Below are 22,257 nucleotides of genomic sequence, written 5' to 3' on the forward strand. Positions count from 1 at the left end.
AGGAATGCGCCAAAGCTACCGGGGCACTGTTAGGCCAACTTTACGAGGCAGTTACCGAATCGTGAAGCCCAACGTGCGGGCCGGCGTGCACCTGCTGCCCCGCCAGAAACCGCCCGTACCAGTGGCCCGAGTCCTTGATGGTGCGCCGCTGGGTTTCGTAGTCCACATGCACCAGCCCGAAACGGGGCCCGTACCCTTCGGCCCATTCAAAGTTATCGGTGAACGACCAGGCGAAGTAGCCCTCCACGGGCACACCCTCCCGCCGGGCCCGCAGCACCTGCCCAATGCAGGCCTGCAGGTAAGCCTGCCGCGCCGCGTCGGGCACCTGGCCCATTAGGTTGGGATAATCGGGAAAGGCCGCGCCGTTTTCCGTGACGAGCAGGCGGGGCGCATTGGGGTAGGCCGCAAACTGCCGCAGCATGTGATACAGACTTTCGGGGTACACTTCCCAGCCCATTTCGGTATACGGTACGCCCCGGGCTGCGGCCCCCACCAGCCGGGCCCACAGCAGCGGCACGTAAGGCGCATGCCGCACCACCTCGCGGGTGTAGTTCTGCACCCCCAGAAAGTCGAAAGCAAACGGCAGCCGGGCTTCGTCGCCGGGCTGGTGGTAGCGGTCCAGCCAGCTGAGTACCGGCAAATCGGCCACGGGGTAGCCCAGGCCCAGGGCCGGCTCCACAAACAGGCGGTTGAGCAAGGCGTCGGCGCGGCGGGTGGCGCGCTCATCCCGGGCCAGACCGGGCCGGCTGGGGGTTACGTAGGAACAGGAAAACGTGGTACCAATCTGGGCTGAGGCCGACAGGGCCGCGCGCAAGGCCCGCCCGCCCTCGGCCTGGGCCAGCGCCGCGTGGTGGGTAGCGGCCAGAAATGCGCCCAGACTGCGCCGCCCCGGCGCGTGCACGCCCAGCAGGTGGCCGGCCCCGGTAAACACCATGGGCTCGTTCAGCACCATCCAGTGCTGCACCCGGTCACCGAAGCGAGCCGCCAGCAACTCCACGTAGTCCGTAAACCAGCCTACCACGCTACGATTGGTCCAGCCTCCCAGCCGCTGCAAAGCCAAAGGTAAATCCCAGTGATAGGCGGTAAGCCAGGGCGTGATGCCCTGCTCCAGTAAGCCGTCAATCAGACGATTATAAAAGTCTATTCCCTTTTGGTTAATCCCTCCTTTTCCAGCTGGCAAAATACGCGCCCAAGCCGCTGAAATACGGAAATTATCTATACCCATTTGTTTTAACAAATGGGTATCATCGAGCCAGAGGTGGTAGAAATCAGTGGCTACATCGGCCGTTTCACCGCGTTTGATGCGGCCCCGGCGGCGCACGAAATCATCCCAAATACTCGGGCCTTTGCCATCCTGATTCCAGGCTCCCTCCGTCTGGTATGCCGCGGCCGATACTCCCCACTGAAAGTTCGGCCCGAAATCGGCGCGGCAGAAAGCAGTGGGGCCGGAAGCCGGGTAGAAAGCGGGAGGCAGCATGGGAAACGGGGAAGTTGTTGAGAATTTTCGGGCAGCGGCAGGCGCTATCGGAACGTCATTCCGAGCGTGTGGATCAGAAGCCCTGAACCGGGGAGTCGCACGTGCTGCCTTCGCAAGGGTAATAGCCGCTTTACGAACGGTGTAGAGACGGGAATACGCATCTCGTCGTTGAACGAACGACAATCGTGGTTCCCGCTCCCACGGTGGAGGCGCAAGTATGCGTTTCTACATGCCCAATACACCGCTTATGATACCCCCAGTTTCACCACTTCACCCCTAACTCCCCTCCCCGCTTCCAGCAGCAGCTTATCCAGCACGGAAGCCGTTTCATCCGGATAATCGACGGAAACGGGGCGACCGTATTGCAGCCAGTGGTCCAGTACGGCCAGGGACTTGTCCTTGAGGTTCCTGACGACGGGCACGCCCATATCGGCCAGGGCGGCGGCATTGCAGGCCTGCTCGTACTGCTGTTTCATGGGCAGCACCAGCAGCTTTTTGCCCAGGTACAGCGCCTCGGCGGGCGTTTCGAAGCCGGCCCCGCAGAGTACGCCGGCGCTGCGGGCCAGGCTATCGGTGAAGGCCGCCCCGCTCACGGGCCACACCTGCACGTTGCCGTGCTGGGCGGGCTGCTGGCTATGCTTGCTGAATACCTGCCACTGCACCGTGCGGCTGAGGTAGCGCAGGCGGCGCACCAGCGTTTCCTCGTCAAACGCCGGCAGATACACCGTGTAGTGGCCGTCGTTGGCGGGCACCAGCTCCCGCACCTGCCGCCGGATAACGGGCGTGCTGATGTGGGGCTCATAGCGCTGAAAGTGGAAGCCATAGTGGCGCGTGGCCGGCGCGTAGTGGCGCAGCACGGCCCGCCCCACCGGGTCGAAGGAGGCCGGCTGGGGCGCGTATTCGCTCAGCACAGCTGCCTGATGGCTCAGGGCCACGCAGGGCACGCCCTGCTGCTGGCAGGCCCAGGCCGACACCGGTTCAAAGTCGCTTATTACCAAATCGTAAGCAGCCACCGGCAGCTGCCGGATTTCGCGCAGAAAGGCTTTGGAATTAAGCTGCACGAAGGTTTTAACGAAGTTAATCCCCCCTTTCTTGCCAAAAACAAACCCTAGCCCGTGGCAGCGGTAATGCACCGGAAACGGCAGCGGAATATCGGCGGGCGGGCCACTGACCAGCACATCCACCTGCCCCCGCTGCTGCAGCAGCGGTACCATATCCAGGGCCCGACTCAGGTGGCCGTTGCCGGTGCCCTGAATGGCGTATAAAATGCGCATGAAGCGAGAATAATAACGAGAAATGGTTATGCCACCCCCATTTCGCGCAGCAAGCCAGCCAGCAGTTCGGCCGCTGGTGCATCGGCTGCCGCTTCGGCTTCGTCGGGCTCAGCGGGATGGGCGGGCACGGGTTGCTGCATGCGGGGGTCGAGGTGGTAGTGGTAGAGCTGCCAGCCGGTTTCGGCGGTGTACTCCAGGGCCGTGAGGTTTTCCACCCAGTCGCCGGAGTTCAGGTAGCCTACTTCGCCCTGAGCAGTAGTCAGGGCTTTGATTTCGGGGCAGTGAATGTGGCCGCAGGCGACGTAACGGTAGCCTTTATCAGCGGCAATGGCGGCGGCAGTCTGCTCAAAGTCGCTGACCAGGCTCACGGCGCTTTTCACCCGGTCCTTCACCGCCTTCGATAAGGCTACCCGGGGCCGCCCCACCCGGGCCAGCCCCCAGTTCACGAAGCGGTTCAGGAGAATCAGCAGGTCGTAGCCGTGGCCGCCCAGGCGGGCCAGCCAGCGCGAGTGGCGCATGGTCACGTCGAACACGTCGCCGTGAAACAGCCAGGTTTTGCCGTGGGGCAGGTCCAGCACCAGCTTGTTATCGATGCGCAGCGCGCCGAGCCGGGTGCCGGCAAACTTACGCAGCAGCTCGTCGTGGTTGCCGGTGAGGTAGTGGATGCGGGTGCCTTTGGCCGCCAGCCCGGCCAGGTAGCGTACCACCCGCATGTGGGCCGGGGGCCAGTAATTTTTGCTGAACTGCCAGATGTCCACAATGTCGCCGTTAAGCACCAGGGTGCGGGGCCGCACGCTTTTCAGGTAGCGCAGCAGCTCGGGGGCGTGGCAGCCGTAGGTACCCAGGTGCACATCGGAAATGACGCAGACCTCCAGTCGGCGCCGGGCCGGCTTGCGCGCGGGCTTGGTGGCAATTGTGGCGTCACTCATAAGGCGGGGCGGGCGCTCAGGCCGGTGCGGGGCCGGATGCGCCGTCCGGGGCGAATGGCCGCAGCCGGGCCGTCCTCATCGGCGGCGTGGCTGAAGTGCCAGGGCAGCCGCACCGCGCCCACGGAGCGCAACGCATAGGCCAGCATCAGGGCCAGCTGAAACACAAGGTACGCGGCGGCGCGCACGAGGCGGCGCAGCAACGATAGGGCAATGGGAGTCCGCATGCTTTCTACCCGTTTAATCCACTGCAAAAATCGATAGACAGTATGATGCTGGTATTACTGTCGGGTTACGGTTTCGTCAACTTAACTGAGTACCAGCTCTTGGACCACCGCCGGGGCCTGCTTATCGAAATCCGGCCAGCATTAACCGAAACCTGCGGTGGCGGGCCGGGCTTTGTGTATCTTTGTATCCTCCAAAATTCAGCCTCTGTCTCCATTCGCCTTTTAGCCTTCTCCGATGAAGAAAATTCTCCTCCTCACTATTCTGGTGCTGAGCACGCTGGCCGCTTCGGCCCAGTACATGCCCGGCAAGCCCCGTAAAAAATACACTTTCCCTAAAAAGGATGAGGAAAGCCCCTACGTGCTGAACGTAACCAAAAACACGGACGAGGACGCCGAGGTGGACGCCTGCGTAACCCGCGTAGCTTATCGCCCCTACAGCATGCTGCTCATGGAAATCAACGAGCTGAAGCGCATGAACAACTGGGCCGATACCACCTACCAGCGCCGCTTCCAGCAGCTGCCCGCCGGGGGCCAGCTCACCGTGACGATGTACCGCCGCGGGGCCGCCAACGCCGACCCCGCTTACCTGAGCCTGGTTGCCAAAACCAAGGACGGTAAAGAGGTACTGAACGTACCCGGCCTCACGGCCGGCAACGGCCGCTTCTGGAACCGGGACCTGTACATGAGCAAGCGCACTATCCCATTTGGTAAAGTTGATGCAGCCCAGGATATCTTCCTGACCATCAACGACGCTAAAACCAAGCAGAACTTCGAGTACGTTATCAAGGCCGAGTAACCGGCACTAATATAACCATAGGCAAAAGCCCGACTTTCCTGGCGGAAGGCCGGGCTTTTGCCTTGGTGCGCGGGCCTATCTGCGAGCCTCCCGGAGCTGCGCCCACTGCACCGCAATAATGGTTTTGGCATCCTCCAGGGGCAGCTTCCACAAATCGGCGGCGGCGAAGGATACAGCTTCAATCTTCTCATGCTCCTCGGCCAGCCCCCCACCGGGGCCCGACTGGTGGCTGACTTCAGCGTAGAACACGGTAATAACTTCGGAGCTGGTGCCGGGCGAGGGCAGCAGGCGCGCAATCTGCTCCAAGTGGTCCACGTCGTAGCCCAGCTCCTCCTGAATTTCGCGGCGGACGGCCGTTGCCGGCTCTTCCGCCCCATCTACCATCCCGGCGGCCAGCTCCAGAATTTCGGCTTCCGGCCCGATGCGGTATTGGCGGGTGAGGATGTACTGCTGGGAGCCGGTGTGGTACACCAGCGCGGCTACGGCGGTGCCGGGCTCAAACCGCTCCCGCCGCAGCACATCGGGGCCATCCTGCACCTGCAATACGCTGAGTTTGTAGTGCCCATCAAAGGCTGTTGTTCGCTCGATGATCTGCATAAAGAAAATTATAGAGTTGCTGAGCAGGCCAAGGTAGATGAATTTTGTGGCCCGGAAGCCAGCTACCACCCCTGCAGGGACTCAGTTTTGGCGGATGGAAAGCGGCTTCCAATTAAAAACCCGACCTTTGCGGGCTCTTCTACAGCAGTATCATCTCCGTGGCCCCGGAGGCCCGGTTTTTTTTCCCTAGATGTCGTTCGACGAACTCAACCTGATTGAGCCCATCCTGAGTGCTTTGCACGAGGAAGGCTACGTTACCCCCACGCCCATTCAGCAGCAGGCCATTCCGCAGGTGCTGGAAGGCCACGACCTGCTGGGCATCGCCCAGACGGGCACCGGTAAAACCGCTGCCTTTACCGTTCCTATTCTGCAGATTCTGCACCAGACAGCCCAGGTAGAGCGCCACGCGCCCGGCCGCATCCGTTGCCTGGTACTTACGCCCACCCGCGAGCTGGCCATTCAGATTGGCGAAAGTTTCCGGGCGTACGGCCGCCACCTGCCCAAGCTGCGCTCCACCGTTATTTTCGGGGGCGTAGGTCAGCACCCGCAGGTGCAGGCCCTCAAACGCGGCGTAGAAGTGCTCATTGCCACGCCCGGCCGGTTGCTGGACCTGATGAACCAGGGCTTCATTGACCTGCGCACCATTGAGGTATTTGTGCTGGACGAGGCTGACCGTATGCTGGATATGGGCTTCATTCACGACATCAAGCGGATTCTGCCCAAGCTGCCCAAGCAGCGCCAGACGCTGTTCTTCTCGGCCACCATGCCCGGGCAGATTCAGGAGCTGGCCAACAGCATTCTGCGCCCCAACCCGGTAAAAGTGACGGTTACGCCCGTGTCGAGCACGGCCGATACCGTGACCCAGGCCGTGTACATGGTGGAAAAGAACGACAAGGCCGACCTGCTGGAGCACGTGCTGCGCGACAAGAACATCCGCCGGGTGCTGGTGTTCACGCGCACCAAACACGGAGCCGATAAGGTGGTGCGCACTCTGGCCAAGGCTAATATTGCCGCCGAAGCCATCCATGGTAATAAAAGCCAGAACCACCGCCAGCGGGCCCTCAGCAACTTCAAAGCCGGTACCACCCGCGTGCTGGTGGCCACCGATATTGCCGCCCGGGGTATTGACGTGGATGAGCTGACCCATGTGGTGAACTACGAAATTCCGAACGAGCCCGAAACCTACGTGCACCGCATCGGCCGCACCGGCCGCGCCGGCGCCGACGGTACCGCCCTGTCCTTCTGCGACGATGAGGAACGGGCGTATCTGCAGGACATTCAGAAGCTGATCCGGCGGCAGATTCCCGTTATTGAGGACCATCCGCACTTTACCTCCGCCGTGGCCCCCGTCCCCCTGTCGGGCGGTCCGGCCATTAAGCGGCCTAAAGGGCCGGCGGGCCGGCCGGCCCGCCCGGGCCGGGGTCCGCAGGGCGGCGGTGGCCGCGAGGCCGCCGGCAGCCCGCCGCGCTCCGCGGAGCGCGGCGCCTCCTCCGGCGGCCGGGAACGGCAGCGCGGTACCGCCGGGGGCAACCAGGCAGGTGGAAACCGTACCGCCGGCAACGAGGCCACTGGCCGGAGCGGCCGGCGGCCCTTTCGGGGCAACCGCTAAGCGGTAGCACATAGTCCACTGTTGCCAACGCGGCGCCACCAACTGTGCGGTGGCGCCGCGTTGCGTTTACTCGGGCTGCGTACTGGGCTGGCCATGAAACAAAAGGCACAGTTTGTCGCTTCTACAGAAGAAGATACCTCTTTCATCTCTTCTCTTATGGCCCACTCCACACTTCCCGTTATTCAGGCCCTGCGCACCACCGCGCACCGGCTGGCCACGGAGGCCCCTTATGAATGGGGCCACATGGGCAGCTGTAACTGCGGGCACTTGGCGCAAACCATTACGGCCCTGCCCAAAGGTGAAATTCATGCCCGCGCCATGCAGCGCTACGGCGACTGGGACCAGCAGTTGCGCGACTACTGCCCTACCAGTGGCCTGCCCATCGACGAAACCATTGACGCCATGCTGGCCCTGGGCTTTACCCGGCAGGACCTGACCCACCTGGAGCGTCTCGCCGACCCCGTTATTCGGGCCGCCATTCCGTTTGAGCGCCGCAACGCCCTGCGCCACAACCAGCGCGACGACGTGGTGCTGTACCTGCGCACCTGGGCCGACCTGCTCGAAGCCGATCTGCTTGATCAACTGCCTCTACCCGAATTCACCGCCCTTAGGTTGGTCGAGAGCGTCTAGATTTCCCGGAATTGTGGACAGCAACCTCTCAGCTGCCCACAACTTCCTGGCCAGATACCTACTTAAAACAGCACGCGCAAAAGCCCCGCCGGTTTCCTCCGACGGGGCTTTCTGGTATGGGAGCACCGACCTGGGTCGGGAGGCTTAGTAGTTTACGTCGCTGCGCTGGGCTTCCCGGTATCCCTCGGGGCGGTGGCTCCGCTTGTAAGCGGCATCAGCATTGGGGTCTTTCTCCGCGTCGGGAGCTTGCGAGCAGGACGACAGAAACAGCGAGGCGCCAGCGGCGAACAGGAAGAGCAGACGGAAATTTTTCATGGCTCAAAGGTACGCACCACCTCCAAACAGGACAAGCCTTTGCCTTCTCTCCTTACGCCTGCCTATTCATCGAATTCAGATAACATCTGTAACACCTACATAAAATAGCTCGAAGCATACTACATAGTTTACAATTCTATCACAGACTAACTCACTTTGCTCCTCCTTTAGAATTGAAACCAGCTGCGCTAATAGCTGGCAAGATGTTTACATAAGCACTCCTGTCGTCTGATCCAGACCTTACTCCACCTCCTTGCTCTCATTTACGGTGTCAGGAATAAAGAGATACCAGACAGGCAATTTTTCGGTATGGCTTTTCCGCGAGGCGCGCAAGTCAAAATATTTAGTACCAAGCCGCATTTTCAAGCCTCTCAAATTCGATCTATATATTGTTTTTAAAATATAATATATTCCTCTTTACCATGCAGTCGTTCCAAGCAAAAAAGCATCTACTTCAGCTTCATATAAGAACATATAACACACTGATAAACAAGTGTTTTAAACTATACTATAAATCACTATCACAACGATCTTAGCACAGTAAACAATAGGATTACTACCACGAACAATGTGCTAATACAAACCGCCTGAATAGCAATTTATCAGCTGCTGCACCGGAGCCTGATTGCGTAGCCTGACAAATTGTACTTACGAAGCAAAGCAGCCTAATACGGCTCAGCGCCTACTCGGGCTGATACGCTGAAAATGTCCCATCCTGGTAGAAAATCACAATCCGCCGGATCAGTTTGCCCGGTTCAGCCAGGGCCTGCGCCAGCGCTACATCAGAGGCAGGCGCAGGAGCCGGCGGGCTGCTTGGCCTGGAAGCTACGGAAGCCGAAACCACCGCGGAATCGGAGGGCGGGGCCGGCTCAACGGGCTTAGGGGGCAAAGGCCGGGGAATTTGCGGGGGCTCAGGCAGTGTTAAAGGCTCCGATGGGGCTGCCACCGGGTTTTGCGGAGAACTCTCAGCAGAGGTCTTTAAATCGAGCTCCGTTGAGCGCCGGGACTCCGCCGGAGCTGTCACGGGCTTGCGTTTTGGCAGAATGGAGGCGTCCTGCTGGACTTTGCTCTCCCGCATTGCGCCGCTTCCCGTCAGCAGCCAGCTGATAGAGATGTCCGGAAATGCTGTCACTATCTTCTGCACGACTTCCAGGCTGGGCTTATTCCGGCCACTCAGGATGTGGCTCACAACCGGGCGGGACACGCCAATACTGTCTGCAAACTGGGTAGAAGAGAGGTTCTGCTCCGCTAACAACTGACGAATCCGATCAAGCATAGAGGCCAATGTATGATTTACAAATGTACGAGTAATGTTTTCCTCTCCCCTTTCGCTTTCTTCTTGTTAACATCTGTCAATATACTTTGACTTACTTTACATTTGTATCTCATGTACTAAACAACAGATTAACTGGTTTACACATGTAAATACAAATGTAAACCAGTTAATCTGCTTCCTATTCCCTGCCCTTCACTTTCGCCGGTGCATACCCTCAAGTAGTCAGGAAGGCGCGTATTCGCTCCTGGGCGGTAACTGTCCCGTGGCGGTGAGCATGCTTTCAGCCTACCCTCTGGAATCCGTTGATTTGGGTCTCCCGCATCGGGCCGAGGGCAACTGCAGAGCCAATAGCTACGGCAGTGGACCCGCAGAGCCAGGGGCCCTGTGGGTGGCTTATAGTCACAATAGGCCCCCTGCCCCTTTCCGTTCGCAGAAACCTGGAGTAAGGGCTTGCGGAGTGGTAAACGTGCTGGTAAATAAAAAACCCTCCTGCGGAATTCGTGGCTTAGTTGGCCACGGGCTCCGCAGGAGGGTTTTCGTTGCACCACCAACGGGTGCTACTTGCGCTGGTCTAGTTGAAGTATTCTTTGGCCAGCGCTTTATCGTGGCCGTAGATATCGTCGCGGAAGTGCACCTTGCCGGCTTCATCCACCCAGGTGGTGAAGTACACCAGGTACACGGGCAGCTTCTCGGGCAGGGTCACGTACTTTTCCCGGCGACCAGCAATGGTGTCCACGATGGCCGTGCGGTCCCAGCCCGGCTTATCGCGCAACAGGTATTCGGCCAGCCGGATGGGCTCGGCCACGCGCACGCAACCGTGGCTGAAGCCGCGCTTGGTCTGGCTGAACAGCTCATCATGGGGCGTGTCGTGGAGGTAGATATCGTTCGAGTTCGGGAAGATAAACTTCACGTCGCCAAGGTCGTTTTTGGGACCAGGCCGACGGCGTAGCGTGTACTTCCAGGTTTTCTGGCTCACGTTGGCCCAGTCAATGCTGTTGGGGTCGATGGGGGTAGCTTTGGCCCCCCAGCCCTTCACCACCTCCATGTCGAGGCGGTCGAGGGTAGCCTGCGCATTGGCCACCAGCTTTGGGCGCAGCTCCTTATCGATGATGCTGAAGGGTACGTTCCAATACGGAGCCAGTACCACAAACTCCATCTTGTCACTGAACACCGGGGTAGCGTTAAGCGTCTTGCCCACGATGACGGGCATGGTGAACTGTTCCTTACCATCCTCCACCACGTGCAGGGTGTACTCGGGAATGTTCACCAGCAGGTAGTCCGGCTCGAACTTCTTCGGAATCCAGCGCCACCGCTCCATGTTCAGCGTAATCTGGTCAATGCGCTGATTGACCGGCACGTTGAGCAACCGCAGGGTTTCACCGGCCACAATGCCGTCGGCTTTGAGGCCGTTCAGCGCCTGGAATTCCTTCACGGCCGCCACCAGCTCAGTATCATATTTCTGGGCGGCCGGGGCAGGGGCGGCCGGCTGGCCGGGCTTGTTGGACACTGCCACGGCAGGCGTTTCGGTAGCCGCCGGAGTGGCCGCGTCCTTACCCAGCAGGCGGGCGCGCAGGGCGGCCACGGCTGGCGAGGTGGCGCCCGGCACCAGGCGGGTACCGGCCGGCAGGGCGGGCCAGCCCCCGTTGCGCTGAATGGTACGGTAGTCGGCCAGCGCCTTTTTCAGGCGGTCGTACTCGGGGTGCAGGGGCTCAAAATCGTAGTAGCCATAGGTGCTTTCGCGCTCCTTCAGGATGGTTTGCAGGGCCCGGTGCAGCTTCACTTTATTGCGCTTCACGTTCCAGTCAATGGTCTTGACAGCGCGCGGATCCACAGTGCCCCGGTAGAAGTCGGAGGCGTAGTTGAAGTACGTTCCGGACAGGGCCACGTCGATTTCCTTTTCCAGCGCGTTGCGCCGGGCAGAGTCGCCCTGAGCCGCTTCCAGGTCTTTGAAAAGCTTCTCGAAGTCCTTGGTTTTGTATTCTTTAGGATCCAGACCTTCGTCGGCGGCCTTGTTGATGACGCCGAGCAGGGTCTGGGCCTGGGGCACTACCTCGTGGTTGCGAAACCAGCCAAGGCGGTAGTTACGCTCCCGGTAAAACTTCTTGGCCCATTCCAGTTGGTCCTTGAATTTGGGCTCGGCTACCATGTACTTCTCAACGTACATACTGTCGAGCGTAGGCTGAGCACCGCCCGCCTTGGTGAGGCCGGCGGGCAGGGCGTCCTTCAACTGAGCTTTCTGATCCTGGCTGCATGACACCACGGAGGTGCACAGCAGCAGGCCCAGCAGCCAGCAGCAGAACGTAGTGAAAAATGAGGGACGGAGGGATTCGTTCATGCGGGGTGGTCGGGAGAGAATCAAAAAATCGGTTCCTGATCCGCGCCGGCCGGGTGGCCGGCGGAGTCAGGGCGTTGTACTGATTTCGGCAGCGCGGAGTTGCCACGGCCGCTGATTCGCCCTCAACGCCGCAAGGTAGCGCATTTCGACCGACTCTTTTCTATCCGCCCGGGCCGGATTTGTCGTAAAACGGGGGCTGCAGCTTTGGCTACCTTTACCCCGCCACTTACCCGGGGCCTCGCCGGCCCCTCTCCTGCCCTTTCCCGCTTATGCCCCATCAGCTGCCCGCCGACCCGCACAGCCACGCCCGCCCCGCCGAGGTGAGCGTGCACCACCTCGCCCTCGACCTGACCGTGGATTTTCAGCTGCGCCAGCTGCGCGGCTCCGCCACCTGGCAACTCACCCGCCCCACGCCCACCGCCGCCCACCTGCTGCTGGATGTGCGCGGTCTGCACCTGGAAGCCGTGCTGCTCGATGGTCCCGACGGTGCCCCGGCCGAATTCGAACTGGGGGCCGACGATGCCGTGCTGGGCCAGGCCCTGCGCATCAGCCTCCGCCCAGATACCACGGCCGTGTGCATCCGCTACCGAACGGCTCCTGACGCAGCCGCGCTGCAATGGCTCAGCCCCGAGCAAACGGCCGGCCGCCGGCAGCCATTCCTGTTTACCCAGTCGCAGGCCATTCTGGCGCGCACCTGGCTGCCATGCCAGGATTCGCCGGGGGTGCGCTTCACTTACGAGGCCCGCGTGACGGTACCGCCGCACCTGCTGGCCCTGATGAGTGCCGAGAACCCGCAGCAGCTCGACCCGGGCGGCCGTTACCAGTTTCACATGCGCCAACCCATTCCGGCCTACCTCATGGCCCTGGCCGTGGGCGACGTGCAGTTCCGGGCCTTGAGCGCCCGCACCGGCGTGTACGCCGAGCCGGTTACGTTACCGGGAGCGGCCCGCGAGTTTGAAGACCTGGAGAAAATGGTGGCCGCCGCCGAGGACCTGTACGGCCCCTACCGCTGGGAGCGGTACGACTTGCTGGTGCTCCCGCCTTCCTTCCCGTTCGGGGGCATGGAAAATCCCCGGTTGACGTTTGTAACGCCCACCATTCTGGCCGGTGACCGGAGCCTGACCAGTCTGGTGGCCCACGAGCTGGCCCATTCCTGGAGCGGCAACCTGGTCACCAACGCCACTTGGAACGACTTCTGGCTGAACGAGGGCTTCACCGTGTACTTCGAGCGCCGCATTATGGAGCAGCTCTACGGCCGGCCCTACGCCGATATGCTCCAGGTGCTGGGCCACACCTCCCTGCACCACACTCTACAGGCGCTCGGCCCTGATAGCCCCGATACGCATCTGCACCTCAACCTGGCCGGCCGCGACCCGGACGACGGCCTCAACGACATTGCTTACGAGAAGGGCGACTACCTGCTCCTGACTTTGGAAAGCCTGGTGGGCCGCCCTGCCCTCGACACCTTTATAAAGGAGTATTTCGCGCGGCATAGTTTTCAGAGCATGGATACGGCCTCGTTTGTGCAGTACCTGCGCCGGGAGCTGCTCGACCGGCACCCCGGTTTGGAGCAGCGGCTGCCGCTGGAAGCCTGGATATATGGCCCCGGAATTCCGGCCGGAGCCCCGCCCGTTTCCTCGGAGCGGTTTGCGGCCGTGGATGCTGCGGGGCAGAGCTGGCAACGGGGTACCCCGGCCGTTCAGCTCCCCACAGGCAGCTGGAGCAGCCACGAGTGGGTTCATTTCCTGCAGCACCTGCCCCGCCCACTTTCTCGCGAGCAACTGGCCGAGCTGGATGCGGCCTTTGGCCTCACCCGGTCCGGCAACTCGGAGATTCTGGCAGCCTGGTTTCCGCTTACCATTGCGGCAGGCTACGCCCCGGCTGATGAGCCCTTACACCAGTTTCTGCGGCACGTGGGGCGGCGCAAGTTTCTTACGCCCCTGTATCGGGCACTGCTGACTACCCCCGGCGGCCCCGAGCGGGCCCGGCAGGTATATGCCCAGGCCCGCCCCAACTACCACGCTGTAACCACCAGCACCCTGGATGCCCTGGTAGGCCTGCCCCCGCACTAAGCCGCTCCGGCAACTGGGCAGTCCGAGTGGACGGTGAAGCGCATTGCGTTACTTTCGCCCGGAAATAGTGGCCCCGCACCTGTTCCGACGCGGGGCGACGTTACTTTTTTACCTGTGCAGCTGGCCGGATGGCCCGAAGCTTGCTTGCAAAGCCCGGTAAGTAAGCCGGATTTTCCTCGGAGGCGGCTGTTTCTTTCATTTGCTTTAGTTGATTTCTGCCTTGAAAAACCACAAACCGCTCGGTAAGCTCATTGCCATTGGAGGCAATGAAGACAAGGGCACCTACCCGAACCCCCGCACCAAAAAGAAGTACTACCTCAATTTTTTTGAGCTGGGTATTCTGAAACGGGTGGTATTGGAGTCAGGCAAGGAGGACCCTCAGATTGAGGTCATCACCACGGCCTCCATGATTCCGGAAGAAGTAGCCCGCGTGTATTTGTCCTCGTTCACGATGCTGAACTGCAACAACGTGAACATTATGGACATCCGCACCCGCCAAGACGCGCTGCAGCCCCAGTACGTGGAGCGCCTGCGCCGGGCCGATATTGTCATGTTCTCGGGGGGTAACCAGTCGCGCCTGACCGAAATGTTCGGGGACACGGAGTTTCTGGCTACGCTCAAGCAGCGGTATCACGAAACGCCGAATTTCATCATTGCCGGTACTTCGGCCGGGGCCGTAGCCATGTCCAAGACCATGATAAAGGGCGGCAGCGTGCCCGATGCACTGATGAAGGGAGCCGTGAAAATGGGTAGCGGCCTGGGCTTCCTGGATAACGTAGTCATCGACTCACATTTTGTAAAGCGGGGCCGCTTCGGCCGGTTGATTGAGGCTGTGGCCCTGCACCCCAAGCTCATTGGTATTGGCTTGGGCGAGGATACGGGCGTGCTCATCACGGAGGGCAACCAGCTGGAGACCATCGGCTCCAATCTGGTTATCATTATGGATGGGCATAAGCTGGAGCACAACAATGCCGCCGCCGCTAAAAAGGGTGAGGCTATATCCATTGAAAACATGCTGCTGCACGTACTGGTAAAGGGCAACCTCTACGACGTGACTCAGCGCGAGTTCTACCCCGACCTGAAGCTCCGCCAGCAGGCCGCCGAATCGGAGCGGCTCACGGCCGGCAAACCGGCCAACGCCCCCGCCCCGGCCGGATAAGCTTGATTAACCAAATGCATAAAAACCCCTTATTCAGCCTGAATAAGGGGTTTTTATTTTATCCAAATGCTGTAAGTACCTACTCAGACTGCTACTGCTTTAACATGGCGTCTATACCTTATATATATAGTCACCTAAAAAGCGGCCGGGGCCACTGGCGCGGATCAGCAGCTTAGTCTTTATAAATGGCGACTCCGGGCGTGTGGTCGGAGGAAGTTTGCCAGGCCCGGTACATGCCTTCGGAGTTAAAAGGCAGGGCCACGTTACCGGCCGCATCTACGGCCACCAGGCCGCCTTCACCACCTATCGGGGCCAGCTTATCGTGCACTACTACGCGGCAAGCCTCGGCCAGACTCAGGCCCCGGTACTCCATCAGGCAGCTGATATCGTGCGCCACCACCGCCCGCAGGAAAAACTCGCCGTGCCCGGTACAGCTGATGGCGCAGGTGCGGTTATCGGCGAAGGTGCCGCTACCGATGATGGGTGAGTCGCCGATGCGGGAGAATTGCTTGTTGGTCATGCCGCCGGTGCTGGTGGCGGCGGCCAGGTTGCCGTGCTGGTCGAGGGCCACGGCGCCCACGGTGCCCATTTTCTTTTTGGGGTCTTCGTGCGTGGGGGTAGCCGTATCGGCAGATTGGGCTTCGGAATGGTCGAGGCGCATGCGGCCTTCCTGCAGCGCTTCCTGGAGCTGGTCGTAGCGCTGCTGGGTGAAAAAGTATTCCTGAGGCTGAGTAGGCAGGCCGTGCAGCCGGGCCAGCTCATCGGCCCCGGGCCAGGCCAGCAATACGTGCTCGGTTTGCTCCATGACCAGCCGGGCCGCCCGGATGGGGTTCTGCACCGAGCGGGCACCGGCCACGGCTCCGGCTGCGCGGCTGCGGCCGTCCATAATGGCGGCGTCCATCTCGTGGTGGCCGTCGTGGGTGAATACCGCGCCCCGGCCGGCGTTAAACAGCGGGCAGTCTTCGAGGCTGCGCACGGCCTGCTCCACGGCATCCAGCGCGGCCCCACCCTGCCGGAGCACGCCGTAGCCGGTTTCCAGCGCCGCTTGCAAGGCAAGGCGGTAGGCGTGTTCTTTTTCGGGAGTCATGAGGGCGGGCGAGATGGTGCCGGCCCCGCCGTGCAGGGCCAGAGCGAAGGGAGCAGTCATGGGTAAAAAAAGTTGGTGGGTGGGCGAAAACGCAAGGTAAAGGTAGTCAGGCTACGGGCCCGCAGTGGCCTTACGCGACCGGAACGAACCGCGTTTTTTTTCGTAGGTTTGGTTTACTGTTTTCAACTCCCCAAACATATTCAACCTTATGGCTTACGAAGCTACCGGCCGCCTGCACGAAATTTTCGACGAACAGCAGGTGAGCGAAAAATTCCGCAAGCGCGAGTTCGTGCTGGAGGTCGTAGACGGCCAGTATCCCGAGCATATCAAGTTCCAGCTGGTACAGGATAAAACCGCGCTTATCGACTCCTACAAAATCGGCGACGAAGTAAAGATTTCCTTCAACCTGCGGGGCCGTGGGTTCAACAAGAACGGCCAGATGCTGTACTTCACCAACCTGGAGGCCTGGCGCATTGAGGCTGGCACCGGTGGCGGAGCTGCTGCCCCTCAGGGTGGTGGTTACCAGCAGGCTGCCCCCCGCGCAGCGGCTCCCGCTCAGAACTCCAACCCGAACCTGCGCGCCTCGGCCGCTCCCATTGCTTCGGACGACGACAACGACCTGCCTTTCTAAGCATTAGCTGCCAGCTGATGGTTACCAGCTGTTAGCTCTTTGGCCATTTTGCCTCTTAAAAGCCGCTTCCGTACGTCGGAAGCGGCTTTTTTTTAAATATTAATTGCTGGTTGTCGGCGTCCTGTCAGCACCTGACAACGGATAACTCGCAACCGACAACGAGTACCTGACAACTAAACTACATGCACACGCTGCAACAACTCCGCGCCGGCGAGCTAGCCGGGGCTACCCGGCTGGATCTGCGCGAAGGCCTGACCGAATTTCCGCGGGAAATTTTTGCGCTGGCCGATACGCTGGAAATTCTTAACCTCACGGGTAATGCCCTGCGGGAGCTGCCCACCGACCTGCACTGCCTGCGCCGGCTGCGGATTCTGTTCTGCTCCGAAAATCAGTTTACTGAGGTGCCCGCCGTGCTGGGTCAGTGCCCGGCCTTGGAAATGGTGGGCTTCAAGGCCAACCAGATTCATACCCTGCCCGGCGCGGCCCTGCCGCCGCGGCTGCGCTGGCTGATTCTGACCGATAACCAGCTGGCCGCGCTGCCGCCGGAAATTGGTCAATGCCAACAGCTGCAGAAGTTGATGCTGGCCGGCAACCAGCTGCGGGAGCTGCCGCCGGAGCTGGGCCAGTGCCACAACCTGGAGCTGCTGCGCCTCTCGGCCAACCAGCTGCCCGGGCTGCCCGATTGGCTGCTACATTTACCGCGGCTGACCTGGCTGGCCTACGCCGGTAACCCGTTTGCGGAACCGGCCGAAGCGGCCGCCCTGGCCCACTCCCCCATCCGGGAAATCAGCTGGCGCGAAATTGCCCTGCAGCACGTGCTGGGCGAAGGTGCTTCGGGCGTCATTTCGCAGGCTACCTGGCAGAACACGCCCGTAGCGGTCAAGCTGTTCAAAGGAGCCGTAACCAGCGACGGGCTGCCGCACAGCGAGATGGTAGCCTGCATCCGGGCCGGGGCCCACCCGAACCTGATTGCGGTACTGGGCAAGGTGGCTGACCACCCGGCCGGCACCGAGGGGCTGGTACTGGAGCTCATCAGCCCGGAATTCGGCAACCTAGCCGGGCCGCCCAGCTTCAGCACCTGCACCCGCGACGTGTACGCGCCCGGCACCGCCTTTACGCTGGCGGCAGTGCTGCGGATTGCCCAAGGCATTGCCGCTGCTGCTGCTCACCTGCACAGCCGCGGCATTCTGCACGGCGACCTGTACGCGCACAATATTCTGGTGGCCGCCGATGGGCGCTGCCTGCTGGGGGACTTTGGGGCAGCGGGCTTTTTTGACGTGACCTCGCCGGCTGCCGCCGCACTGCAGCGGCTGGAGGCGCGGGCGTTTGGCTGCCTGCTGGAAGAACTGCTGGACCTTTGCCCGGAAGCCACAGCTAACGACACTACCGCTCAGCAACTCCGGTACTGGCAGCAGCGCTGCCTGCAGCCCCTGGGCACGGCCCGACCGTCACTAGCGGAAGTCAGCCAGGGGCTGCAAGGGCTTATGATTTCCGAAAAGGCCGCTCAACCTTCCGGGCCGGGGCTACGTCTGTAAGTGGCACATTGCCGGCGCGGTGGTACTTTGCGGTGGCCCTTTGTTTCTCTCTCATTCTCATTTTTCTGCATGACAACCGTTTCGGTGCTGCCACTGGCCGGAAAAACTGCCCTCATAACCGGGGCCACCAGCGGTATTGGGCTGGTAACGGCCCGGGAGCTGGCCCGCCGCGGGGCCCGCGTGGTACTGGTAGGCCGCGACCCGGACAAAGCGGCCCGGGCGCAGCAGGCCATTCAGCTGGCGGCCGGCCCCGAGGCGTTGGTGCATGTGAAATGCTTCGACTTATCGTTGCTGCGCAACGTGCATCAGCTGGCCAACGAGATGGAGCAGGAGTTTGAGCAGCTGGATATTCTGGTGAATAACGCCGGTATCATGCCGGGCCATTTTGCCCTGACCGAGGAAGGCCACGAGCTGTGCTGGGCCACCAACCACCTGGCCCCCTACGTGCTAACCAACCGGCTGCTGCCGCTGCTGGACGCCGCCGGCCGGGCCCGGGTGGTTACCGTATCATCGGTGGCGCACTGGGTGGGCGAGATTGAGCCCGACCGGAACGCGCGCAACTCGCCTGATAAGTACAGCTGGCTCACGGCTTACGCCGACTCCAAGCTGGCCAATATCCTGTTTACCCGGGAGCTAGCGCACCGCCTCGACCTTACCGGCATCACCGCCAACTGCCTGCACCCCGGCCTGGTGGACACCGGCCTGATGCGCCCCGATACCTCGGCCGTGATGAAGGCCCTGTGGTGGCTGGCCCGTCCCGCCATGACCTCCCCGGAGCTCGGCGCACAAACCACTTTGTACCTCGCCACCTCGCCCGAAGTCGCCAGCCAGAGCGGGCGCTATTTCGCCAACTGCAAGCCGGCCCGCTGCTCCGGCCGGGCCAGCAGCGCCCAGGAAGCCAGCCGCCTCTGGCGCATCTCGGCCGAGGAAACCGGGGTGGAATGACGTGCGTTAGTCGTTTTTAAGCAGCCTTTTTTGCTTAGTCATCCTGCCCGCCATTACCACATACATCCTTATGACCGAGCTACTGGAACTGATCAGGCAGGGCGAAGGGGAGCGGCTGGAATTCAAGCAGCGCACCACCCACCCTACCCGCATTGCCCGCACACTGTCGTCGCTGGCCAACACGCACGGGGGCCGGGTGCTGGTGGGGGTGGATGATAACGGCCGCATATTGGGAGTGCGCGACGTGGAGGAGGAATTATTTCAGCTCCGGCAAGCCGCCCAGCACTACATCGACCCGCCCATCCGGCTGCGGTTTGAGGAGGTAGAGGCCGACAACGGCCGGGCCGTACTCATCGTAACCGTGCCGGAAAGCACCGAAAAGCCCCACCGCGCCCAAATTGGCGACGATGAATGGCGAACCTACGTGCGGGTGCGCGACGAGAGCGTGCTGGCCAGCTCCCTCACCGAGAAAGTGCTGGAACGCCAGGAGCCAGCCACCTCGCAGTTCGAACGGATTCCGTTGAACAAGGAAGAGCTGGCGGTGCTGGCGTATCTGCGGGAGCACCCGCGCATTACGCTGCCGCAGTACATGAAGCTGCTCAACATTGGGCAGCGCCGGGCTTACCGCACGCTCATTAAGCTCACCCTACACGGCTACATCAAACACCACGACAAGCAGAAGGAAGTGTACTATACGCTGTGAGCGGGCTCCAGCAAATCCCAGAGGTTGCCGTATAAATCGGAGAATATCAGCACGGTACCATAAGGCTCTACCAGCGGGGGCCGCACAATGCGCACGCCCTCTGCCAGCAGGCGGGCGTGGTCCCGGGCGAGGTTATCGGTGTAGAGAAAAAGGGCCACGCGGCCGCCGGTCTGGTTGCCCACGGCAGCCTGCTGGGCGGGCGTGGCCGCCTTAGCCAGCAGCAGCTCTGCGCCACCGGTGCCGGGCGGCACCACCCGTACCCAGCGCTTTTCAGGGCTCAACTGCGTGTCTTCCAGCAGCGTAAACCCCAGTTTTTCCGTGTAAAAGCGGATGGCTTCGTCATAGTCGGCCACCACCAGGGTAACGAGAGCAACACGCTGAGGCATATCAGGCCGCTTCTGAAAACTCTGAAATATTCATGCTGAACTTGTGGAAGTATCACATCCAATTGAATAAAGAGGCTCGCCTTTACAGACGAGCCTCCTGATACTTAGTCCTGCTGACGAGCCTTTGTGGCCTTCTTTTCCTCTTTAGCTGCTTTTTTCTCTTTAGCAGACTTCGCGGGTTCTTTCTTTTTCTCTTTGCGGGCGTCCTGTGCTTTTGCCATGATGCGTAGTGTGGGATGAAGAGTGAATCGGAAGGGATTTAACGTGCCACTAATTACGGGTGTTGTGCGCGCACCGGATTAGTACAGTACCGGCAGGTACCGCTCCCGCAGCAGGGTAAGATGGTGCGCTTCGTGGCCGGGCAGAATGTAGGCCAACGCCCGCACGCTCACCGGCTGCCCGCTGGCCGTACCCTGGCGGCTCACGGCTTCGGCCGTAAACGACTCCAGCAGGCTCAGCGTAGCCGCCCGCACCGCATCGTACTCCGCCAGGATATCGGTGAAGGAACGGGCATCCGCCCCGGAAACAGGCACGTAGTCGTCCTGCTCAAAGCCTGGGAGCGGCGTGGTGTCACCCCGCCCGATGCGCAGGGCGCGGTAAGCGAAGATGCGCTCCGTGTCGAGCATGTGCACCAGATTTTCCTTGATGCTCCATTTACCCGGCGCGTAGCGGAACGTGCCCTGCTCCTCGGTGAGGCCGGCCAGCAGCTGGCGCAGCTCCCGGGGTTGCTGGCGCAGCGCGTCCAGCGGGTCGCCCGGAATCAGCTTCACGTAGGTATGATAGTACGGGGCGTACTCGGTGGCGGCAGGTAGGGTGTGGTACTGGCTCATGCCGGCGAATGTAGCGGAATCCGGATAACTTCGGGAAGCGGCCGGTGCACGGACCGCGTGCTGGGCTGGGTGCGGCCTGCCGGAACACTTCGGTCTATATAAGGTCATTCAGCATTCTTATACGTTCACTACATGCGTCTTCTCGTTTGGCGTCGACTAGCCGGTGGGCTGCTGATGCTACTGGCCTTACACGCCGCTGGCATCACCCTCGACGCCCTCACCGACAAGGCCCGGCCGACCGACTGCCTGGTAGTGCCCGGCAACACAGTAAACCCGGACGGCAGCCTTTCGCCCCACCTGAAAGCCCGCCTGGATGAGGCGTTGCGTTTGTATCGGGACGGCGTGAGTCCGCGTATTTTCGTCAGCGGCGGCTTGGGCAAGGAGGGTCATTTTGAGGGAACTGCAATGCGCCGCTACCTGCTGCAGCAAGGCGTGCCCAATACGGCTATTTACACCGATAATCAAGGCGACAACACCTTGGCTACGGCCCGCAATTTCGCTCAGCTGGCCCGGACGCAACAGTGGAAATCGGCAGTGGTTGTGTCGCAGTTTTTCCACTTGAGCCGCACCAAATTGCTGTTGCGGCAGCAGGGAGTTGCGGAAGTTTCGGGGTCAGCGGCCCGGTACGTGGAAGTGCGCGACGGGTACGCGCTGCTGCGGGAGGTTCCTGCGCTGTATGCGGCATGGCTGCGCTGACAAGCTGTAACGCCCGGGCCGCCGGGGCCGTACACGCAGCACACAACCTCAACATTTCCTCATGTCTTCGATTACCGAAAAAGGCCTCTCTATTTCCAAAAACGCCCTGTTCAGCGTATTTCTGAACCGCGCCGGCAAGTTGCTGGGCCGCCCCTTCAAGGTGGTGATGGTGCTCAACGAAGTAGCCAACAAGCTGGCCAGCAAGGACAGCGGCGACAATAAGTTCAAGCAACTGTTTGACATCGGGGCTACCGTTATCCGGCTGGTGCGCAACTACATCAGCGGCGAGTACCGGCAGATTGAAACCGGCACCATCGTATCGGCTCTGGGCGTGCTGCTGTACGTGTTGTCGCCGGTGGATCTGGTGCCCGATTTTATTCCGGTGGTAGGCTTCCTGGATGATCTGGCCTTGCTGAGCTGGTTCGTGGATAAGTTTCAGGGCGAAATTGCCCGCTTCCGGGAGTGGGAATCCACTAACGCCACCCAGGAAACCGACGATATTCCGGCCGCTTCCCGCAACCTGAAAGCCTCCAACACCAACGCCCAGAACACGCCCGCCGTGGCTGAGCTGGGCCACTCCTAATCACTGATTACACGGATTTGGAGCGAATTCCACGGATTTCGTGGATGATTCCGTTTGCAGCGCCCGGCCCATTGATGGTCGGGCGTTTTGCGTTGAACGGCCCTGCGAGACACCGCGCCTCGCCCTGCGAAACCCTGCGAGAAACCCGTTTGCAAGCAGCCGAAGCCG

At 61.2% G+C, this 22,257-nt stretch carries 21 protein-coding genes and 1 pseudogene; 11 read left to right on the plus strand and 11 right to left on the minus strand.

All coding sequences use genetic code 11. From position 1 onward, the window contains the following. Positions 1 to 40 precede the first annotated feature (40 nt). The 4 genes from ACN19L_RS03795 to ACN19L_RS03810 all read right to left on the minus strand — a co-directional run bounded on the left by ACN19L_RS03795 (position 41) and on the right by ACN19L_RS03810 (position 3,904). Positions 41 to 1,477 (minus strand): GH1 family beta-glucosidase, encoded by a 1,437-nt coding sequence (locus tag ACN19L_RS03795; protein WP_426492217.1) that lies wholly within the window; start codon positions 1,475 to 1,477, stop codon positions 41 to 43. A gap of 245 nt (positions 1,478 to 1,722) precedes the next feature. Further along, entirely contained in the window at positions 1,723 to 2,751 is a 1,029-nt protein-coding gene (locus tag ACN19L_RS03800) for a glycosyltransferase family protein (RefSeq protein ID WP_426492218.1), read from the minus strand. Between the two features lie 26 nt (positions 2,752 to 2,777). Next, entirely contained in the window at positions 2,778 to 3,680 is a 903-nt protein-coding gene (locus tag ACN19L_RS03805) for a UDP-2,3-diacylglucosamine diphosphatase (RefSeq protein WP_426492219.1), read from the minus strand. Next, positions 3,677 to 3,904: a hypothetical protein gene (locus tag ACN19L_RS03810; protein ID WP_226269127.1), complete on the minus strand. Its 228-nt coding sequence runs from the start codon at positions 3,902 to 3,904 to the stop codon at positions 3,677 to 3,679. The genes ACN19L_RS03805 and ACN19L_RS03810 overlap by 4 nt, the downstream gene beginning before the upstream one ends. A gap of 235 nt (positions 3,905 to 4,139) precedes the next feature. Here ACN19L_RS03810 and ACN19L_RS03815 point away from each other — a divergent pair, with 235 nt between their 5' ends. Beyond that, complete coding sequence (locus ACN19L_RS03815) at positions 4,140 to 4,700, plus strand: hypothetical protein (protein WP_426492220.1); 561 nt, start codon at positions 4,140 to 4,142, stop codon at positions 4,698 to 4,700. 75 nt (positions 4,701 to 4,775) lie between these two features. Here ACN19L_RS03815 and ACN19L_RS03820 read toward each other — a convergent pair whose 3' ends face one another. Further along, complete coding sequence (locus ACN19L_RS03820; protein WP_426492221.1) at positions 4,776 to 5,297, minus strand: NUDIX domain-containing protein; 522 nt, start codon at positions 5,295 to 5,297, stop codon at positions 4,776 to 4,778. Positions 5,298 to 5,487: 190 nt separating this feature from the next. Here ACN19L_RS03820 and ACN19L_RS03825 point away from each other — a divergent pair, with 190 nt between their 5' ends. Both ACN19L_RS03825 and ACN19L_RS03830 read left to right on the plus strand, forming a co-directional pair. After that, on the plus strand, positions 5,488 to 6,906 hold the full coding sequence (locus ACN19L_RS03825) for a DEAD/DEAH box helicase (RefSeq protein ID WP_426492222.1): 1,419 nt from the start codon (positions 5,488 to 5,490) through the stop codon (positions 6,904 to 6,906). Between the two features lie 156 nt (positions 6,907 to 7,062). Further along, complete coding sequence (locus tag ACN19L_RS03830) at positions 7,063 to 7,536, plus strand: hypothetical protein (protein WP_426492223.1); 474 nt, start codon at positions 7,063 to 7,065, stop codon at positions 7,534 to 7,536. 144 nt (positions 7,537 to 7,680) lie between these two features. Here ACN19L_RS03830 and ACN19L_RS03835 read toward each other — a convergent pair whose 3' ends face one another. The 3 genes from ACN19L_RS03835 to ACN19L_RS03845 form a co-directional block, all read right to left on the minus strand. Continuing rightward, positions 7,681 to 7,851: a hypothetical protein gene (locus tag ACN19L_RS03835; RefSeq protein WP_315996410.1), complete on the minus strand. Its 171-nt coding sequence runs from the start codon at positions 7,849 to 7,851 to the stop codon at positions 7,681 to 7,683. Positions 7,852 to 8,533: 682 nt separating this feature from the next. Further along, entirely contained in the window at positions 8,534 to 9,127 is a 594-nt protein-coding gene (locus ACN19L_RS03840) for a helix-turn-helix domain-containing protein (RefSeq protein ID WP_426492224.1), read from the minus strand. A gap of 571 nt (positions 9,128 to 9,698) precedes the next feature. Further along, complete coding sequence (locus tag ACN19L_RS03845; protein ID WP_426492225.1) at positions 9,699 to 11,462, minus strand: L,D-transpeptidase family protein; 1,764 nt, start codon at positions 11,460 to 11,462, stop codon at positions 9,699 to 9,701. 269 nt (positions 11,463 to 11,731) lie between these two features. Between ACN19L_RS03845 and ACN19L_RS03850 the strand changes: the two genes are divergently transcribed. Together ACN19L_RS03850 and ACN19L_RS03855 are read left to right on the plus strand one after the other, a co-directional pair. Next, entirely contained in the window at positions 11,732 to 13,534 is a 1,803-nt protein-coding gene (locus ACN19L_RS03850; RefSeq protein ID WP_426492226.1) for a M1 family metallopeptidase, read from the plus strand. Positions 13,535 to 13,754: 220 nt separating this feature from the next. Further along, positions 13,755 to 14,693: a cyanophycinase gene (locus ACN19L_RS03855; RefSeq protein ID WP_426492227.1), complete on the plus strand. Its 939-nt coding sequence runs from the start codon at positions 13,755 to 13,757 to the stop codon at positions 14,691 to 14,693. A 172-nt stretch (positions 14,694 to 14,865) separates the two neighbouring features. On the opposite strand, the gene ACN19L_RS03860 is transcribed toward ACN19L_RS03855, so the two are convergent. Further along, a complete protein-coding gene (locus ACN19L_RS03860; protein WP_426492228.1) occupies positions 14,866 to 15,840 on the minus strand; it encodes an isoaspartyl peptidase/L-asparaginase family protein in 975 nt (324 codons plus the stop codon). Between the two features lie 148 nt (positions 15,841 to 15,988). Here ACN19L_RS03860 and ACN19L_RS03865 point away from each other — a divergent pair, with 148 nt between their 5' ends. The 4 genes from ACN19L_RS03865 to ACN19L_RS03880 all read left to right on the plus strand — a co-directional run bounded on the left by ACN19L_RS03865 (position 15,989) and on the right by ACN19L_RS03880 (position 19,594). Beyond that, positions 15,989 to 16,411 (plus strand): DUF3127 domain-containing protein, encoded by a 423-nt coding sequence (locus tag ACN19L_RS03865; protein ID WP_426492229.1) that lies wholly within the window; start codon positions 15,989 to 15,991, stop codon positions 16,409 to 16,411. Positions 16,412 to 16,593: 182 nt separating this feature from the next. Beyond that, a complete protein-coding gene (locus ACN19L_RS03870; protein ID WP_426492230.1) occupies positions 16,594 to 17,946 on the plus strand; it encodes a leucine-rich repeat-containing protein kinase family protein in 1,353 nt (450 codons plus the stop codon). A gap of 69 nt (positions 17,947 to 18,015) precedes the next feature. Continuing rightward, on the plus strand, positions 18,016 to 18,891 hold the full coding sequence (locus tag ACN19L_RS03875) for an SDR family oxidoreductase (protein ID WP_125428346.1): 876 nt from the start codon (positions 18,016 to 18,018) through the stop codon (positions 18,889 to 18,891). A 70-nt stretch (positions 18,892 to 18,961) separates the two neighbouring features. Further along, a complete protein-coding gene (locus tag ACN19L_RS03880; protein WP_426492231.1) occupies positions 18,962 to 19,594 on the plus strand; it encodes an AlbA family DNA-binding domain-containing protein in 633 nt (210 codons plus the stop codon). On the opposite strand, the gene ACN19L_RS03885 is transcribed toward ACN19L_RS03880, so the two are convergent. Together ACN19L_RS03885 and ACN19L_RS03890 are read right to left on the minus strand one after the other, a co-directional pair. Next, positions 19,582 to 19,980, minus strand: coding sequence for a VOC family protein (locus ACN19L_RS03885; RefSeq protein ID WP_426492232.1), 399 nt, complete (start codon positions 19,978 to 19,980; stop codon positions 19,582 to 19,584). The genes ACN19L_RS03880 and ACN19L_RS03885 overlap by 13 nt on opposite strands. Before the next feature lie 299 nt (positions 19,981 to 20,279). Next, on the minus strand, positions 20,280 to 20,810 hold the full coding sequence (locus ACN19L_RS03890; RefSeq protein ID WP_426492233.1) for a DinB family protein: 531 nt from the start codon (positions 20,808 to 20,810) through the stop codon (positions 20,280 to 20,282). Between the two features lie 132 nt (positions 20,811 to 20,942). On the opposite strand from ACN19L_RS03890, the gene ACN19L_RS03895 reads away from it, so the two are divergent. Together ACN19L_RS03895 and ACN19L_RS03900 are read left to right on the plus strand one after the other, a co-directional pair. Beyond that, positions 20,943 to 21,506, plus strand: a complete 564-nt coding sequence (locus tag ACN19L_RS03895) for a YdcF family protein (protein WP_426492234.1) — start codon at positions 20,943 to 20,945, stop codon at positions 21,504 to 21,506. A 316-nt stretch (positions 21,507 to 21,822) separates the two neighbouring features. Continuing rightward, positions 21,823 to 21,921: pseudogene (locus ACN19L_RS03900) on the plus strand (YkvA family protein); the annotation flags it as partial. Positions 21,922 to 22,257: the final 336 nt, after the last annotated feature.

This window comes from Hymenobacter sp. 102 (assembly GCF_049949205.1).
Taxonomy (GTDB): Bacteria; Bacteroidota; Bacteroidia; order Cytophagales; family Hymenobacteraceae; genus Hymenobacter.